The following is a 15,101-nucleotide window of genomic DNA, read 5'->3' as shown; positions in this document are numbered from 1 at the left end:
TTTCCATCCCTCCGGACAGCTCGCTGGAGACGACCATTCTCCGAAGAGAGGCTGGCGCTGGCGCGGCGATCCCGCGAGTCGCGCGCAACGCACGAGCAGCCGCTTCACATGGACTGTTAGCTCGACTATCTGACGACAATCGACGCCTGACCGCCGAGGCGCCGACGACCGGGATTCGCTACGCGATCTCGTTGCGTCGAGACGACGTCCGATATCGTAGGCCAGCAATAAGGAGTTCTCGTGAACCGTTTAGCTCTTGCTCTCGTCGCCGGCCTCGGCGCACTCGTGACCGCGATGCCCGCGCAGGCGCAGACGCCGCCGGCGACGCTGCTCAACGTCTCCTACGACATCGCGCGGGAACTCTATGCCGAGATCAACGCGGCGTTCATCCCGCATTGGAAGGCCAAGACCGGCCAGGACATCAGCATCAACCAGTCGCATGGCGGCTCGTCGCGGCAGGCGCGCTCGATCCTCGAAGGGCTCGAGGCCGACGTGGTCACCTTCAATCAGGTCACCGACGTCCAGGTGCTGCACGACAAGGGCAAGCTGATCCCCGCCGATTGGGCGAAGCGGCTGCCCAATAATTCATCGCCCTACTATTCGCTGCCGGCGTTTCTGGTGCGCGCCGGCAATCCGAAGGGCATCAAGGACTGGGACGATCTGGTGAAGCCGGACGTCAAGGTCATCTTCCCGAACCCGAAGACCTCGGGCAACGCGCGCTACACCTATCTGGCGGCCTACGCCTTCGCGAAGCATAAATACGGCAACGAGGCAGAGGCGGACGCCTTCATCAAGAAGCTGTTCGCCAATGTGCCGGTATTCGACACCGGCGGCCGCGCCGCGACGACGACCTTCGTCGAGCGCCAGACAGGCGACGTGCTGATCACCTTCGAGGCCGAGACCAGCGCGATCCGCGATCTCGCCGGCGCCGACAAATATCAAGTCGTCGTGCCGCCGACCAGCCTGCTGGCCGAATTCCCCGTCAGCGTCGTCGACAAATACGCCGACAAGCACGGCACCCGTCCGCTGGCGACCGCCTATCTCGAATATCTGTATTCACCCGAGGGCCAGACCATCCTCGCCAAGGCCTATAACCGCGTCCACGACAAGTCCGTGATCGAGAAGTTCAAGGACAAGTTCCCGGAGGTGAAGCTATATCGCGTCGAGGACGAATTCGGCGGCTGGGACAAGCTCAACGCCGAGCATCTGGCCTCCGGCGCGAAGCTCGATCAGTTGTTCGGGGGGCGGTGAACAGAGTTCGTCATTCCGGGGCGCGAGCGCAGCTCGCGAACCCGGAATCTCTCTTTGCCAACATCTCGGGATTCCGGGTCTGCGCCGCTGCCGCGGCGCATCCCGGAATGACAACCGCTAGGTTTGGTCGTCATTGCGAGCGCAGCGAAGCAATCCAGAAGCGCCAGGCACGTGGCTTCTGGATTGCTTAGTCGCTTCGCTCCTCGCAATGACGGAGACACGACCGAACAGTCACCTGAATCTCATTGGCCTCCATCTGGATATCCCCTTGCGACGCAGCGTCATTCCCGGTTTCGGCCTCGGCCTCGGCATCACCGCGCTGTATCTCGGCGTGATCGTGTTGCTGCCGCTGTGCGCGCTGATTCTGAAAGCCTCCGACCTCGGCGCAACCCAGCTCTGGGCCATCCTGTCCTCCCCGCGAACCCTGGCGGCGATCCGGCTGACGGTGACGATGGCGCTGGCGGCCACGATCTTCAACGCGATCTATGGCCTGCTGCTGGCCTGGGTGCTGGCGCGCTATCAGTTTCCGGGCAAGCGGCTGCTCGATGCGCTGGTCGACGTGCCGTTCGCGCTGCCGACCGCTGTCGCGGGCCTGGCGCTGACGGCGTTGTTTTCGAAGACCGGCTGGTTCGGCGGTCCGCTCGACGCGCTCGGGCTGCAGGTGGTCTACACCCCGCTCGGCATCGCGATCGCGATGGCGTTCACCAGCATTCCGTTCGTGGTGCGCACCGTGCAGCCGGTGATCGAGGATCTCGGCAGCGACGTCGAGGAAGCCAGCCGCTCGCTCGGCGCCAGCGACCTGCAGATCCTGTCGAAGATCATTTTCCCGTCGATCTTCCCGGCACTGCTGGCCGGCGCGTCGCTGGCATTCGCGCGCAGCCTCGGCGAATTCGGCGCGGTAATCTTCATCGCCGGCAACCAGCCGATGAAGACCGAGATCGTCGCTTTGCTGGCCTTCATCCGGCTCGAGGAATACGACTACCCGGCCGCCGCCGCGATCGCCACCGTGATGCTGGCGATGGCGTTCGCGATGCTGATCGTCACCAATACGGTGCAGGCCTGGCAACTGCGCTACCTCGGACGGGGCAACGCATGACGCCGAAACCGCAACGCCCCGCGCAACCGGGCTGGATGGTGACGCCGGTCGGCGCCGGGCCGGTCGCGCGCTTCGTCGTGTTGAGCGTGGTCGCCGTGGTGACGCTGTTCATCCTGGTGGCGCCGCTGGCGGTGATCCTGACCTCGGCCTTCGCACAGGGCGTCGGCGTGTTCCTGCGCAATCTCGGCGATCCGGGCACGCTGCACGCGATGTGGCTGACCACGATCACGGCGCTGATCGCGGTGCCCGTCAATATCCTGTTCGGCCTCGCCGCGGCCTGGACCGTCACCAAGTTCGAATTCCCCGGCCGCACATTGCTGATCGCCCTGATCGAGCTGCCCTATTCGATCTCGCCGATCGTCGCCGGCGTCGCCTATCTGTTCGTCTACGGCTCGCAGGGCCTGTTCGGGCCGCTGCTCGAGCAACTCGGGATCAAAGTGATGTTCGCGCTGCCGGGCATCGTGCTCGCCAGCATGTTCGTCACAGCGCCCTATGTCGCCCGCGAACTGATCCCGCTGATGCAGGTGCAGGGCACCGACGAGGAAGAGGCCGCGGTGACGCTGGGCGCCGGCGGCTTCGCCACCTTCCTGCGCGTCACCCTGCCGAACATCCGCTGGGCGGTGCTGTACGGCGCGATCCTGTGCAACGCGCGCGTGCTGGGCGAGTTCGGCGCGGTATCGGTGGTGTCCGGCAACGTCCGGGGCCAGACAACCACGCTGCCGCTGCAGATCGAACTGTTGTACCAGGACTATAATGTCGCAGGCGCGTTCGCCGCGGCAACCACGCTGACGGCGGTGGCGGTGGTCACCATCCTGCTGAAAATGCTGCTGGAGCGGCTGGCCGGCGACGAGCATCCGTCGCTATAAGTCGCGGCCGGCGCCTGGGGCCTTCCAATGCCCTTGCCTTTGGCGCTAAAAGAGGCACCCCCGAGGCCGCCTTCCGCGGTCGTCGGCTCATTTTGACCCCTGAAACGGCCGCCGCTTTGCGCCCTTTCTCGCGAGACATCCTCATATGAATCGTATCGATGCCCACGGCTTGAAAATTGCGCCCGTCCTGTTCGACTTCATCGCCAAGGAGGCCGCGCCGAAGACCGGCGTCGCACCCGACGCCTTCTGGGCCGGGCTCGCAGCGATCGTCCGCGATCTGACGCCGAAGACGGTCGCGCTGCTGCAGCATCGCGACGGCCTGCAGGCCAGGATCGACGCCTGGCACCTCGCCAACAAGGGCAAGAAGCAGGACATGGCGGCCTACACCGCCTTCCTGAAGGAGATCGGCTATCTGCTGCCGGAGCCCGCGACCGTAGCGGTCGAAACCGCCGACGTCGACGAGGAAATCGGCAAGCTCTGCGGTCCGCAGCTCGTGGTGCCGCTGTCGAACGCGCGCTACGCGCTGAACGCCGCGAATGCGCGCTGGGGTTCGCTGTATGACGCGTTCTACGGCACCGATGCGATCCCGCAGGAGGCCACGCAGGCCAAGGGCTACGACAAGGCGCGCGGCGACAAGGTGATCGCCAAGGCCAAGGCGTTCCTCGACCAGGCCGCGCCGCTGGTGGCCGGCAGCCACAGCGACGTCACCGCCTACAGCGTGATCGCCGGCCAGCTTTCCGCCAAGCTCAAGAGCGGCAACGCCACCGGCCTGAAGAACCCTGCGCAGTTCGCCGGCACGCTCGGCGACGCCGCGTCGCCGAGCGCGGTGCTGCTGGTCAACAACGGCCTGCACATCGAAATCAAGGTCGACCGGACCAACACCATCGGCAAGGACGACCCGGCCGGCGTCGCCGACCTGGTGATCGAATCCGCGGTCTCGACCATCCTCGACATGGAAGACTCGGTCGCTGCCGTCGACGCCGAGGACAAGGTGCTGATCTACCGCAACACCCTCGGGCTGATGGACGGCACGCTGTCGGCCGATTTCGACAAGGGCGGCAAGACCGTGACCCGCGCGCTGAATGGCGACCGGACCTACACCGGCCCGGACGGCAAGGACATCACCCTGCACGGACGCAGCCTGCTGCTGATGCGCAATGTCGGCCATCACATGTGGACCGACGCGGTGCTCGACAGCGACGGGGCGGAAATCCCCGAGGGCTTCCTCGACGCCGCGATCTCCGGCCTGCTGGCGATCCACGACCTGAAGGCGCTCGGCAAGACCCGCAACAGCCGCACCGGCTCGGTCTACATCGTCAAACCGAAGATGCACGGCCCGGACGAAGTGGCGCTGACTTGCGAGCTGTTCGGCCGCGTCGAAAAGATGCTCGGCCTGAAGGAGAGTACGCTGAAGGTCGGCATCATGGACGAGGAGCGCCGCACCACGGTGAACCTCAAGGCCTGCATCCAGAACGCGTCCAAGCGCATCGTCTTCATCAACACGGGTTTCTTGGACCGCACCGGCGACGAGATCCACACCTCGATGGAAGCGGGCCCGATGATCCGCAAGAACGAGATGAAGGCGCAGCCCTGGATCAAGGCGTACGAGGACTGGAACGTCGACACCGGCCTGATCGACGGCCTGCCCGGCCATGCCCAGATCGGCAAGGGCATGTGGGCGGCGCCCGACAAGATGGCCGACATGCTGACGCAGAAGATCGGCCATCCGCAGGCCGGCGCCACCACCGCATGGGTGCCCTCCCCGACGGCCGCCACACTGCACGCGCTGCACTACCACCAGGTCGACGTGCTGGCGCGTCAGCAGGAACTCAAGAAGGCCGGCCCACGCGCCAAGCTCGACGATATCCTGACCATCCCGGTGTCGAATTCGAACTGGGCGCCGGACGATGTCCGCCAGGAGATCGACAACAACTGCCAGGGTATCCTCGGTTACGTCGTGCGCTGGATCGATCAGGGCGTCGGCTGCTCCAAGGTGCCGGACATCCACGACGTCGGCCTGATGGAAGACCGCGCCACGCTGCGGATCTCCAGCCAGCACCTCGCCAACTGGCTGCATCACGGCGTCGTCACCAAGGAGCAGGTGCTTGAATCGCTGAAGCGGATGGCGGCGGTGGTCGACAAGCAGAACGCCGGCGATCCGCTGTACCGGCCGATGGCGCCGGACTTCGACGGCGTCGCCTTCGAGGCCGCCTGCGACCTGATCTTCAAGGGCCGCGAGCAGCCCAACGGCTATACCGAGTTCATCCTGCATATCCGCCGCCGCGAAGCCAAGGCTGCGCATCTGCAGGATCTGACCTGATCAGGTCAAACTTATCGGCCCGCCGACAAGCAAGGCCTCTCCCGCAAGGGAGGGGTCTTTTTACGTTCGGTAACCTGTTACTTGGCGCCGAGATTCGGGCGACCGCTTGCCGCAGACGGTCCGGGAACCTTCGACACAGCCGTCCGTTGATGAGCATCTACAACGGAGAATGATGATGAATTGGGACCGCGTTGAAGGCAACTGGAAGCAATTCAAGGGCAACGTCAAAGAGAAGTGGGGCGAACTGACCGATGACGATCTCGACAAGATCGCCGGCCGCCGCGACCAGCTCGAAGGCAAGCTTCAGGAGCGTTACGGCTACGCCAAGGACAAGGTGAGCAGCGACGTCGATGATTGGTTCAAGACTCTGCGCTGATGGCGCATTTCGTTTGAACGGAGTGAGCCCCGGCGCAAGCCGGGGCTTTTCTTTGTGCGATTGTTCGGAAATGAACCAGCGGCGCGTTGCGCCGATATGACATCGCGCTCGATACGAAAACGGGGCGCACGCATCGCGCACGCCCCGCCTGTTTGATTCCGACCGTACGCTCGGCGTTCGCGTCACACCATTTCGCTAGAACACCGCCAGATACTTCAGCAGCGAAATGATGCCGACAATGATCACGATGACACGCGCAATCTGCTTGGCGCGCCCGTCCAGCGGCAGCAGGTTGATCAGATACAAAACCAGAATAACGACGAGAAACGTAATCAGAATACCGACCAGCATCGCAAGATCCTTTCAGCCCGCGGCCCACCCGCGCTGAACTAACGGCGAGCGGGCAAGTCGGTTCCATGAGCGGAACTGATTGTGGCTGCACGGTAGCGTCGGCAGGTTCACGGTCGAAATCTGCGCTGGCCGAACTTGGGGCTAGTCAAGTGACATGGTTTCCGGCGACCGGCAGAGCTGCGGCAGGGACTACGACGACCAGCCGTCTCCGTCAGTTCGCGGCGACAACCGGCACCTTGCCGTAACCGGCGCGAATCGACGCCGGCGCAGGCGAGTAATTCAGCGCGCCTTCGCGACGGTCGGGCCGACCGGCGACCTTCAGACCGTCCTCACTGGCGACGATGTCGCCCTTCCGGACGGTCGGATCGTCTTCGATCTTGATCTTCGCCAGACCGAACTGATCCTTGCCGTTGCAGGTGCAGCCGGCGACGATCTCGTTGCGGTATTTGAAGGCGTTCGGAAGCTCCGAATAGGGCTTGCCGTTCGATGTACGAGCACCGTCGATATCGGAGCCATACACCACCTTGGTTTCGCTGGCGGGGCAGAAGCTGTTGCAGGTCGCGTCCTTGCTTTCACCGCCGGTCGCCGCGATCGGGAAGTAGCGGCCGTCGCAGGTGCGGACGCAGAAGGCCTGGCCACCGCTGGAATATGTCCGCGCCGGGCGGCGCGCCCTGGGCGCGTAGTCGCCCTCGCTGGCGAACGGGAAGGCCCGCTCCGGAACGTAGTGGCGTGCCGGAGGCTGGAAGCCATGAAACAGCGCCGAGAAGAAATCCTGCGCCTGCGCGCTCGACGCCGTTCCGGCCAGCGACATCATCGCGACGCCGCAGATCCCGATTGCCTTTGCAGTTGAGCGACGCATCGCGACCTCCGGTCGGGTGGACATTAGTCGAGCGACGTCACCGCAATGTTCATCGCATGCCGGCCCGGTCGCGCCTTGCGGGCTTCGCGGTTCGGAGAGGATTTCGGCAGTACCACGACCCGAGCGCCGACCCTGGTGCGGCTGAACAGGTCCGCGACATCCTCGTTGGTCAGACGGATACAGCCCGACGAGACGAACCTGCCGATGGTCGAAGGATCGTTGGTGCCGTGGATGCGATATTCGGTCGAGCCGAGATACATCGCCCGCGCGCCCAGCGGATTGCCCGGGCCGCCGGCCATGAAGCGCGGCAGATAAGGCTGGCGCGCGATCATCTGCGCCGGCGGATGCCAGTCCGGCCACTCGGCTTTGCGGGTAATCGTCTGAGTGCCGGCCCAGGTGAACCCTTCGCGGCCGACGCCAACTCCGTAGCGGATCGCGCGGCCACCGCCGAGAACATAATACAGGTACGTATTCGCGGTATCGATCACAATGGTCCCGGCCGGCTGATTGCTGTCATAGGCGACCACCTGACGGCGCAGCCGATCCGACAGCTGCGCATCTTCGTCATCGCTCAGCGCCGCGTCCGGCGAAGTGGCCAGCGGAGCCGCCAGCACCTCGTCATCGACCCCGAACGGACCGGCCTGAGGCGCTGCAGCGTAGCCCAGCATTTGTGCCGAAGCGGCACCGGACAGCGAGACCGTGATCAGCAGGGCAGCCGCGAAGGCCACCAGCGGACGCGTCACCGAATTGCTCCGCAGTGCATTTCCGGAAGTAATCATGGCGATGTCCCTGCCTTGTGGCTCGCACCGTTGTGATGCTGCTAACAAACGCGATGAGCCCTTCGGAGTTCCCCGTAGGCCAGGACCCGCCTGACAACGCTGTACGCTCGGCCACCCTGGGCGCCGCCGATATCCCACCCGGAACTTTCGCGAGCACTTCATGTTGAGGCACCGGGCTGCTGCGCACCCGATGCGGAATCCGCCCGGTCGACAGCCCTTCCCTTCACGATCCGTCGAATGTAGCGGGGCGATCTGGTGAGAACTCTTCCCGTGGAGCCTGCGGGCACCCCGCTTCCCGACAGCAAGGAGGAGCAACCTCCGCTGATCCGGCGGACCGAGGTCGTCGCGTTCGCTCTGGTGGCCCTGGTGATCATCGTGGTGATCGGGCTTCTCTACGTCGCCAAGCCGTTCTTCCTGCCGATCGTCACCGCCTTCGTGGTGGGCACGATGCTGTCGCCGGCCGCGACCTTGATGGAGCGCTGGCGAATTCCGCGCGCGGTCTGCGCGGTGCTGATCGTGGCGCTGGCACTGGCGGGGGTCGGCTTCATGGTGGCGCTGATCTCGGTGCCGCTGATCGACTGGACCAGCCGGCTTCCCGAACTCGGCGTGATCCTGCGCGACAAGCTGAGCTTCTTCGAGCGACCGATGGGACTGTGGCGACAGCTTCAATCGGCCCTGGGCGGCACTGAACCGGCGGTGTCTGCACCATCCCAGATGCCGCAGATCGACTGGATGCAGCCGACGCTGGAATTCCTGTCACCGACCCTGACCGAATTCCTGCTGTTTCTCGTCACCCTCGTGCTGTTCATCGCGAGTTGGAAGGACCTGCGCCGCGCTTTGGTGATGAATTTCGGCGGCCGCGGCGCGCGGCTGCGCACCTTGCGCATCCTCAATGAGATCGAGCAAAGCCTCGGCGGCTATCTGCTGACCGTGACGATCATCAACCTGTGCTACGGGGCCGCGACGGGCGTCATTTGCGCCCTCGCCGGGATGCCGAATCCGGCCGGGCTCGGCGCGCTCGCCGCGACGCTGAATTTCATCCCGGTCATTGGGCCGATCGTGATGTTCGTCATCCTGACCCTGGTCGGGATCATCAGCATGCCCACGATGGGCGCAGGCCTGCTGGCTCCGCTCGGCTTTGCCGTCCTGACCTTCGTGGAAGGACATTTCATCACGCCGACCATCATCGGGCGGAGGCTGGAGCTGAATGCGCTCGCGGTCTTCATCGCGCTGGCGTTCTGGACCTGGCTATGGGGCCCGATGGGCGGCTTTCTAGCCTCGCCGCTGCTGATCGTCGGCCTGGTCCTGAAGGAGCATCTGGTCGCCGAGGACACCCCGCAACTGCCGGGCCGCGACGACTGATCGTCAGCGACCGGGCCCTGCGGGTGGATCCTCGAAGCTCCGCTCCGCCAGAACCGCAACGCCGTAGGACGAAAAAACCCGCCACCTTGCAGGTGGCGGGTGCGAACTCGGTTGCTCGAATAGCAGGATCAGGTCACGCATCGACCGGGTTCGAGCCGCTTGGCCACCTCCGTCAACACGCTGACCACCGGCTCACACGCGACCATCGTTCGGCGCGGGGAAACAGGTGCCGGCTGCTGCGCGCGAATGCGCGTGGCCTGGCCTACCTGCGTATCCGGCACACGGACCAGCACCGACTGATCGACCAGATTGACGCCGAACGTCTGGCCCGGCTCGACCTGCCGGGCCAAGGCTCCGCGATCGGCCTTGTTGCTGCGGTTGATTTCCTGGGCCGTCGAGGCATCTCGCTGCAGGCGGACCTGACCGAGGTCGCCGCCAACCGCCAGCTGTGCCACGCCGAGCGTGCCCGTGATCGCAATGGCGCCCAAAATTCCCCGCACGATTAGTGACATGGTATCTTGCCGCTCTTTTTACGCGGCAGGATTGCCGCTTTCGTTCTTTCGGCGGCTTGTCAAGCCCGCCACACCAATTAATCGTTTGGGCGCGGGCAGGGTTCGATAACGATCGATCAACTAAGTGTGTGAAATTTTCCGGCGCGGCTTCGGAACATCAGACCAGCCATGAAGGTTGTGCCCGCGCCGGTTAGTCCCCCTGCCCCAATTGACCGGCAATACAGGGCGCAGCTGTGGTGATGCCAGCTGCGCCCTGTTCTTTGCTTTGCTCTCCTGACTGGATCGAGCGAGTTCGAGATTCCGGCGAGTGCCGGAGAGCGCAGATCGTGGCGGTCGGAAATACGCTCGCAATGGACCTTACAAAGAGGCCGCCCGCGCTTGCGCGCGAGCGGCCTTGTGCAGCAGATCGGCTGCCGAGATCAGTTGTCAGGATGCGGCGGCGTTCGGCGTCCGGTTGCGCGAATTGCGCTGGAAGAACAGCGCCTGACTCGCCACCGCAGAAACCATCGCCGGCTGGAACGGCTTCGAGATCAGGAACGCCGGCTCGGGGCGCTCGCCGGTCAGGAACCGCTCCGGATAGGCGGTGATGAACACCACCGGCACCTCGAAGGTCTTCAGCAACTCGTTGACCGCGTCCAGGCCGGAACTGCCATCGGCGAGCTGGATATCGGCAAGGATCAGACCCGGTTTCTTGGAGCGCGCCAGGGCGATCGCGTCCGCATGGGTGCGGGCGACACCGATGACATTGTGGCCGAGATTCTTGACCAGGCTTTCCAGATCCATCGCGATAAAGGTCTCGTCCTCGATGATCAGGACATCGGTGGCGATCTCCTCGGCCATCTCCCGGCCCGCCGTATCGGCGAGTTGACGGATTTCCCCAACGTCGGTGTGGAGGACGAAGGCCACTTCTTCCTCGGAAAACCCCTCCAGCGACAACAGCAGGAACGCCTGCCTCGGCAGCGGAGTGATCGCCGAGAGGCGACGTTCGGACGGCATGGGCAGCGAGCGGACCTCGGAGTCGTCGTTCAGTGCTACCGAATTCCAGATCTGAGCAAATAGGCGAAACAGCCCCGCGCGCGGTCCATGTCGTTCGTCGAGCAGTGCCGGGTCCTGAAGCAGCGCTTCCAGCATTGCACCAACATAGGCGTCACCCGACGCCTGGTTGCCGGTCAAGGCTCGCGCATAGCGACGCAACAACGGTAAGTGCTCAGCAACCAACTGCGATCTCGACATCCCCACTCCAATCTCGAATCTGGTCTCGGCCGATATCGGCAGGGCGGCCGGCTCCCTAAGGCTACCTACGCCGAAGCTGGGGAAAAGTTCCATCCAACCGGGGAACTTTACCGCTGCGGCTGAATTAGGCTCCCAGTGACACCGCAACACCTTCAAAAATCAAGGTAAACCCCAGTGATTTCAGGGGGACTTGACCACGGGGAAGACATTGGATCAGTCATGAAAGATTTCAAGGCTCAGACAACGAGGAAGTCGTCGCCTGGCAGCAAAGGTGGCCTGAATCAGGAGATTCAGGCTCGGATCGGCCATCAGCTGCGCGCCATGTACGATGATGTGGTCAGGCAAGGGGTGCCAGATCGGTTTGCCGACCTGATCAAACGGCTGGACGACCCCCAGCAAGGCAGCCCGGCAGCAGCGACCGACAGCGAGAGGAGGGACTAATGCCTCTCACCGATTCTCTTCGAGACGACATACTGGCTGCCGTGCCGAGTTTGCGCGCGTTTGCGATCTCGCTCAGCGGCAACGGCGATCGCGCCGACGACCTCGTGCAGGAGACCTTGCTACGGGCGTTGGCCAATATCGACTCGTTCCAACCGGGATCGAATCTGCCGGCGTGGCTGTTCACGATTCTGCGCAACCTGTTCCGCTCCGACTATCGGAAACGGCGGCGCGAGGTCGAGGACGCCGATGGCAGTTACGCCAAGACGCTGAAATCTCAGCCGGGTCAGAACGCGCATCTGGAATTCGAAGAATTCCGAGCGGCGCTGGAGAAGCTTCCGCAGGACCAGCGCGAAGCACTGATTTTGGTCGGCGCTTCGGGATTCTCCTACGAAGACGCTGCCGCGATCTGCGGCTGCGCGGTCGGCACCATCAAGAGCCGCGTCAACCGCGCGCGCTCGAAGCTGAGTGCACTGCTCTATGTCGACGGCGCCGAAGACTTCGGTCCCGACGACACGGTTCGGGCCGTGATCGGAAGCAACGGCTGACCAGCGCAGCCCTCGCACCCGGCACCCTGGATATCGCAACGCGAAGCTGGCCTTCGGGCCTCTTCGTAGTTGCGGATCCCAGTCGAACCAGCGATCAGCCGGCCGTCGGACTGATCGACTCGATTGCCGCTGTTTGCGCGTTTCAATTCCGGCGGAGTGGCGCCGAGATCTGCCCGGTGCGGTCCCGCTCGTTGATGTCCACGACCGTTTCCATCGGTGCCGTCAGCTCATAGACATAGCTGACATCGGTGAAGTAGCGCTTGGCGGTGCCACCGAGCGCTTCCGGAGCGACCCGATCGAGCAGGATGACCCCGAATTCGCTGTCGGGACGACGCGTCGACTCGCTGGTGTTGAACTCCTCCCAGCGGAAGTTGAACACCGAGTCGGCCCCCTCGCCCGTCACCTCCCAGCTCGCGACGATATGCGGGTGCTTGCCGACCAGCGACAGCCCCTCGTCGGAGTGCGAGGCGAGTTCGAAGAACAGCAGCGACAGGCTCTGCGCCGCGCGAGCGCTGACCGCGATGTCCGCGCCGTTGACCGCGATGCGGTCGGTATGGGGGATCGCTCTCGGCTCGAAAAGTCCTTTGAGCATCACGCCTTGCCACTGACTTTCGCTGAGCAGAGAGACGACGTTGGACATCGCATGAATGCGGCCGATCAACAGTTCGCGGGCGACGTCCAGGTCCGACCCGTGCCGCAACGTCCGCGTCACGATCGATTGGATGACGGCGAGGATATTCTTGACCCGATGATTGAGCTCGTCGATCACCGCGGTCAGTCGGCGCTCGAAGCCGATCCGCATCTCGATCTCGCGCCGCAACCTGACGTTGCTGTTGCTGACGTAGCCGAACAGGCCGCAAATGATGAAGGTCAGTGCCAGACCGATCGCCGCGACGATCGCTGCCACCTGCTGAGCACGAACGAACGGATTGACCCGCGCGTAGTAGGCCAGCGACCAATCGCGGTCGCCGAAGGTCATCGTCCGGACCATCGTCGGCTTCTCGCCGTTGGGGTTCGCCGGCCGCTCGCTGACCCGGCCGCGCTCGTCGGCAATCAGCTCGATGTTCGGCTGCCGCGGATCCGCCAGCACCACGGAGAACATCGACATGTCGTCGTTGGTGAGCAACAGCGCCGAGAGGTCATAAGAAAAGGTGATGAATCCCACCGCAACCGAAGCGTCTTCGGACATCACCGGCGCCGCCAACACCACTCCGATCGGGCCCTGGGCTCCTCCAAGGCGCAGCGGGTCGGAGGCTTCGGGCTTACCGGTGTCGAGCGAGCGCGCGAACATCCGACCGAGAACCGGATGGTCGTCGAGCGATCGTCCGGGCAGAGCAACTGTTTCGGCATTGCGCGGCTCGATATCCATCACCACGTCGACCGGCTCGCGGAGCGTCGCCGGATCGATGGCAGTCCCGTCGGAATGGCGGATGGTGGTATCGGAGAAGCCGGCCTTGGCCAGTTCCGCCTGCGCGGCAGCGAACTCTTCAGGCTTGAGACGGACGATCCAGCTCGCCAGCAGGAAGTCGGTCTTGAAGGCATAGATCGACGAGCGGAGCGGCTGCAGCATGTCCGCCTTGATCACCGCCGGCGTGCGGAAGAGGCCCGAAGCAACTCTGCCGAGCAGTTCGCGTTCGGTCAGTCGATCTTGCACCTGACTGGCGTGGACATCGATAGCCCGCCCCAACGCAATCCGCTCGACCGCCGATTCCTGTTCGTAGATTCGATTGGCCGCGAAGCCGGACAGCAATATCCCGACGACGGCGATCAACGCGATGATGGAACCCAAGCGAATCAAGCTTCTACTCAATCAACGAATGGAGGGCAGATACCAATGCCCTTCCATGTCCATCGACAGCGCCGACGCCCGCGACGATCCTGCGAGCCATTCGTCGCGAGACAGCGGGACCATGGAGGGTAACCATCCTTGCAGCTTCCTGTCAGGCCCGAAGCGCACCAACGTCGCCGGTTTCGATTTGTTCCCGCGGCAAATCAGGCGGCCGGAGACCTCGACATCAAGCCGCCCTTGGCCTCGATGAAAGCCAAAATGCGGTCGAGCCCCTCGTGTTTCTTCAGATTGGTCATCACGAACGGCCGCTCTCCGCGCATCCGCCGGGCGTCGGTATCCATTTTTTCGAGTGACGCGCCGACATGGGGGGCCAGGTCGATCTTGTTGATCACCAGCAGGTCCGACCGGGTGATGCCGGGGCCACCCTTGGACGGAATCTTGTCGCCGGCAGAAACGTCGATGACATAGATCGTCAGGTCGGCGAGTTCGGGAGAAAACGTCGCAGCGAGGTTGTCACCGCCGGATTCGATGAGCACGAGGTCGAGATTGGGAAACTTGCTCCGCATCTCGGCCACGGCGGCCAAGTTCATCGATGCGTCTTCGCGGATCGCGGTATGCGGGCAGCCGCCCGTCTCGACCCCAGCAATTCGATCGGGCGTCAGCGACCCGGATCGCACCAGGAACTCGGCGTCCCATTTGGTGTAGATATCGTTGGTGATCGCGGCAATATCGTAGCGCTCGCGCATCGACTTGCACAGCAGATCCATCAGCGCGGTCTTGCCGGAGCCTACCGGGCCGCCGATGCCGACGCGCAGAGGGCCGTGATGAGCTGACATGGATGTTTCCCGATGAGGCAGGCTTCTCGAGCCGAGGAAGCAGCGCCAAAGGGGAAGGCACCGCACGGCGGTGCAAATAAGAACGATGCGGCCGGAGATTGCAAGTCGCCGACCGCTCCGAGGCTGAAACCGCCCGGTTGTCGGCTCATGCGGCCTTCGTCGCAGCCTCCTTGGCTCCGACGTCCTTCGCTACGCCATCCCTGGTCTTTCCATCACTTCGTGAATCGGCACCCGCCTTCTTGGCCGGCTTGCCGTAGCGGGAAAGCGCTGCGAGCTCGGCTTCCAGCTCGGCCTGACGCGCGGCGACCTTTTCCGAAAGTTTCAGCGTCGCGTCATCGCGCAGCGACGCCAACTCCTCGATACTGAGCGCGTCGAGATCGATTTTCGCCATCGAATTGTTCTCCCGATTGTGAGATTGGGCTATCGGGTACCGCTTTTCGCCGCAAGCGAGAGGCAGAATTATCCACCGGTTGCAGAACCGCACC

16 protein-coding genes are annotated in these 15,101 nt (G+C 63.9%); 8 read left to right on the top strand and 8 right to left on the bottom strand.

The genetic code is table 11. The annotated features are described in order from the left end of the window. The first annotated feature begins 240 nt into the window (after positions 1-240). The 5 genes from cysP to SR870_RS23865 all read left to right on the top strand — a co-directional run bounded on the left by cysP (position 241) and on the right by SR870_RS23865 (position 5,909). Positions 241-1,251, top strand: a complete 1,011-nt coding sequence (gene cysP / locus SR870_RS23885; RefSeq protein WP_322515968.1) for a thiosulfate ABC transporter substrate-binding protein CysP — start codon at positions 241-243, stop codon at positions 1,249-1,251. Positions 1,252-1,519: 268 nt separating this feature from the next. After that, positions 1,520-2,347, top strand: coding sequence for a sulfate ABC transporter permease subunit CysT (cysT, locus tag SR870_RS23880; RefSeq protein WP_322515967.1), 828 nt, complete (start codon positions 1,520-1,522; stop codon positions 2,345-2,347). After that, a complete protein-coding gene (cysW, locus tag SR870_RS23875) occupies positions 2,344-3,213 on the top strand; it encodes a sulfate ABC transporter permease subunit CysW (protein WP_322515966.1) in 870 nt (289 codons plus the stop codon). Before cysT ends, cysW begins: the two co-directional genes overlap by 4 nt. A 145-nt stretch (positions 3,214-3,358) precedes the next feature. After that, positions 3,359-5,533: a malate synthase G gene (locus tag SR870_RS23870; RefSeq protein ID WP_322515965.1), complete on the top strand. Its 2,175-nt coding sequence runs from the start codon at positions 3,359-3,361 to the stop codon at positions 5,531-5,533. Between the two features lie 175 nt (positions 5,534-5,708). Continuing rightward, positions 5,709-5,909 (top strand): CsbD family protein, encoded by a 201-nt coding sequence (locus tag SR870_RS23865; protein WP_041798596.1) that lies wholly within the window; start codon positions 5,709-5,711, stop codon positions 5,907-5,909. A 195-nt stretch (positions 5,910-6,104) separates the two neighbouring features. On the opposite strand, the gene SR870_RS23860 is transcribed toward SR870_RS23865, so the two are convergent. The 3 genes from SR870_RS23860 to SR870_RS23850 all read right to left on the bottom strand — a co-directional run bounded on the left by SR870_RS23860 (position 6,105) and on the right by SR870_RS23850 (position 7,898). Further along, complete coding sequence (locus SR870_RS23860) at positions 6,105-6,260, bottom strand: Thivi_2564 family membrane protein (RefSeq protein ID WP_322515964.1); 156 nt, start codon at positions 6,258-6,260, stop codon at positions 6,105-6,107. A 211-nt stretch (positions 6,261-6,471) separates the two neighbouring features. Next, positions 6,472-7,119: a DUF2865 domain-containing protein gene (locus tag SR870_RS23855; RefSeq protein ID WP_322515963.1), complete on the bottom strand. Its 648-nt coding sequence runs from the start codon at positions 7,117-7,119 to the stop codon at positions 6,472-6,474. A gap of 23 nt (positions 7,120-7,142) precedes the next feature. Continuing rightward, positions 7,143-7,898, bottom strand: coding sequence for a L,D-transpeptidase (locus SR870_RS23850; protein ID WP_322518361.1), 756 nt, complete (start codon positions 7,896-7,898; stop codon positions 7,143-7,145). Between the two features lie 255 nt (positions 7,899-8,153). On the opposite strand from SR870_RS23850, the gene SR870_RS23845 reads away from it, so the two are divergent. After that, positions 8,154-9,260 (top strand): AI-2E family transporter, encoded by a 1,107-nt coding sequence (locus SR870_RS23845; protein WP_322515962.1) that lies wholly within the window; start codon positions 8,154-8,156, stop codon positions 9,258-9,260. Between the two features lie 128 nt (positions 9,261-9,388). Here SR870_RS23845 and SR870_RS23840 read toward each other — a convergent pair whose 3' ends face one another. Further along, positions 9,389-9,772: a hypothetical protein gene (locus SR870_RS23840; RefSeq protein WP_322515961.1), complete on the bottom strand. Its 384-nt coding sequence runs from the start codon at positions 9,770-9,772 to the stop codon at positions 9,389-9,391. A 426-nt stretch (positions 9,773-10,198) separates the two neighbouring features. After that, positions 10,199-11,005: a response regulator gene (locus SR870_RS23835; RefSeq protein WP_322515960.1), complete on the bottom strand. Its 807-nt coding sequence runs from the start codon at positions 11,003-11,005 to the stop codon at positions 10,199-10,201. A 219-nt stretch (positions 11,006-11,224) separates the two neighbouring features. Here SR870_RS23835 and SR870_RS23830 point away from each other — a divergent pair, with 219 nt between their 5' ends. Both SR870_RS23830 and SR870_RS23825 read left to right on the top strand, forming a co-directional pair. Further along, positions 11,225-11,446 carry a NepR family anti-sigma factor gene (locus SR870_RS23830; RefSeq protein ID WP_322515959.1) on the top strand — a complete coding sequence of 74 codons (222 nt, stop codon included), beginning with the start codon at positions 11,225-11,227 and terminating at the stop codon, positions 11,444-11,446. After that, a complete protein-coding gene (locus SR870_RS23825) occupies positions 11,446-11,991 on the top strand; it encodes a sigma-70 family RNA polymerase sigma factor (RefSeq protein WP_011440284.1) in 546 nt (181 codons plus the stop codon). The genes SR870_RS23830 and SR870_RS23825 overlap by 1 nt, the downstream gene beginning before the upstream one ends. Positions 11,992-12,133: 142 nt before the next feature. Here SR870_RS23825 and SR870_RS23820 read toward each other — a convergent pair whose 3' ends face one another. The 3 genes from SR870_RS23820 to SR870_RS23810 form a co-directional block, all read right to left on the bottom strand. Continuing rightward, positions 12,134-13,789, bottom strand: coding sequence for an HWE histidine kinase domain-containing protein (locus SR870_RS23820; protein ID WP_322515958.1), 1,656 nt, complete (start codon positions 13,787-13,789; stop codon positions 12,134-12,136). A 194-nt stretch (positions 13,790-13,983) separates the two neighbouring features. After that, positions 13,984-14,616 carry an urease accessory protein UreG gene (gene ureG, locus SR870_RS23815; protein ID WP_322518360.1) on the bottom strand — a complete coding sequence of 211 codons (633 nt, stop codon included), beginning with the start codon at positions 14,614-14,616 and terminating at the stop codon, positions 13,984-13,986. Between the two features lie 145 nt (positions 14,617-14,761). After that, the gene (locus SR870_RS23810; RefSeq protein WP_322515957.1) at positions 14,762-15,007 is read right to left on the bottom strand and encodes a hypothetical protein; all 246 of its coding nucleotides are present in this window, start codon (positions 15,005-15,007) and stop codon (positions 14,762-14,764) included. Between the last annotated feature and the right edge of the window lie 94 nt (positions 15,008-15,101).

This window comes from Rhodopseudomonas palustris (assembly GCF_034479375.1).
GTDB lineage: Bacteria > Pseudomonadota > Alphaproteobacteria > Rhizobiales > Xanthobacteraceae > Rhodopseudomonas > Rhodopseudomonas palustris_M.
This window is presented reverse-complemented; position numbering and strand designations above follow the sequence as displayed.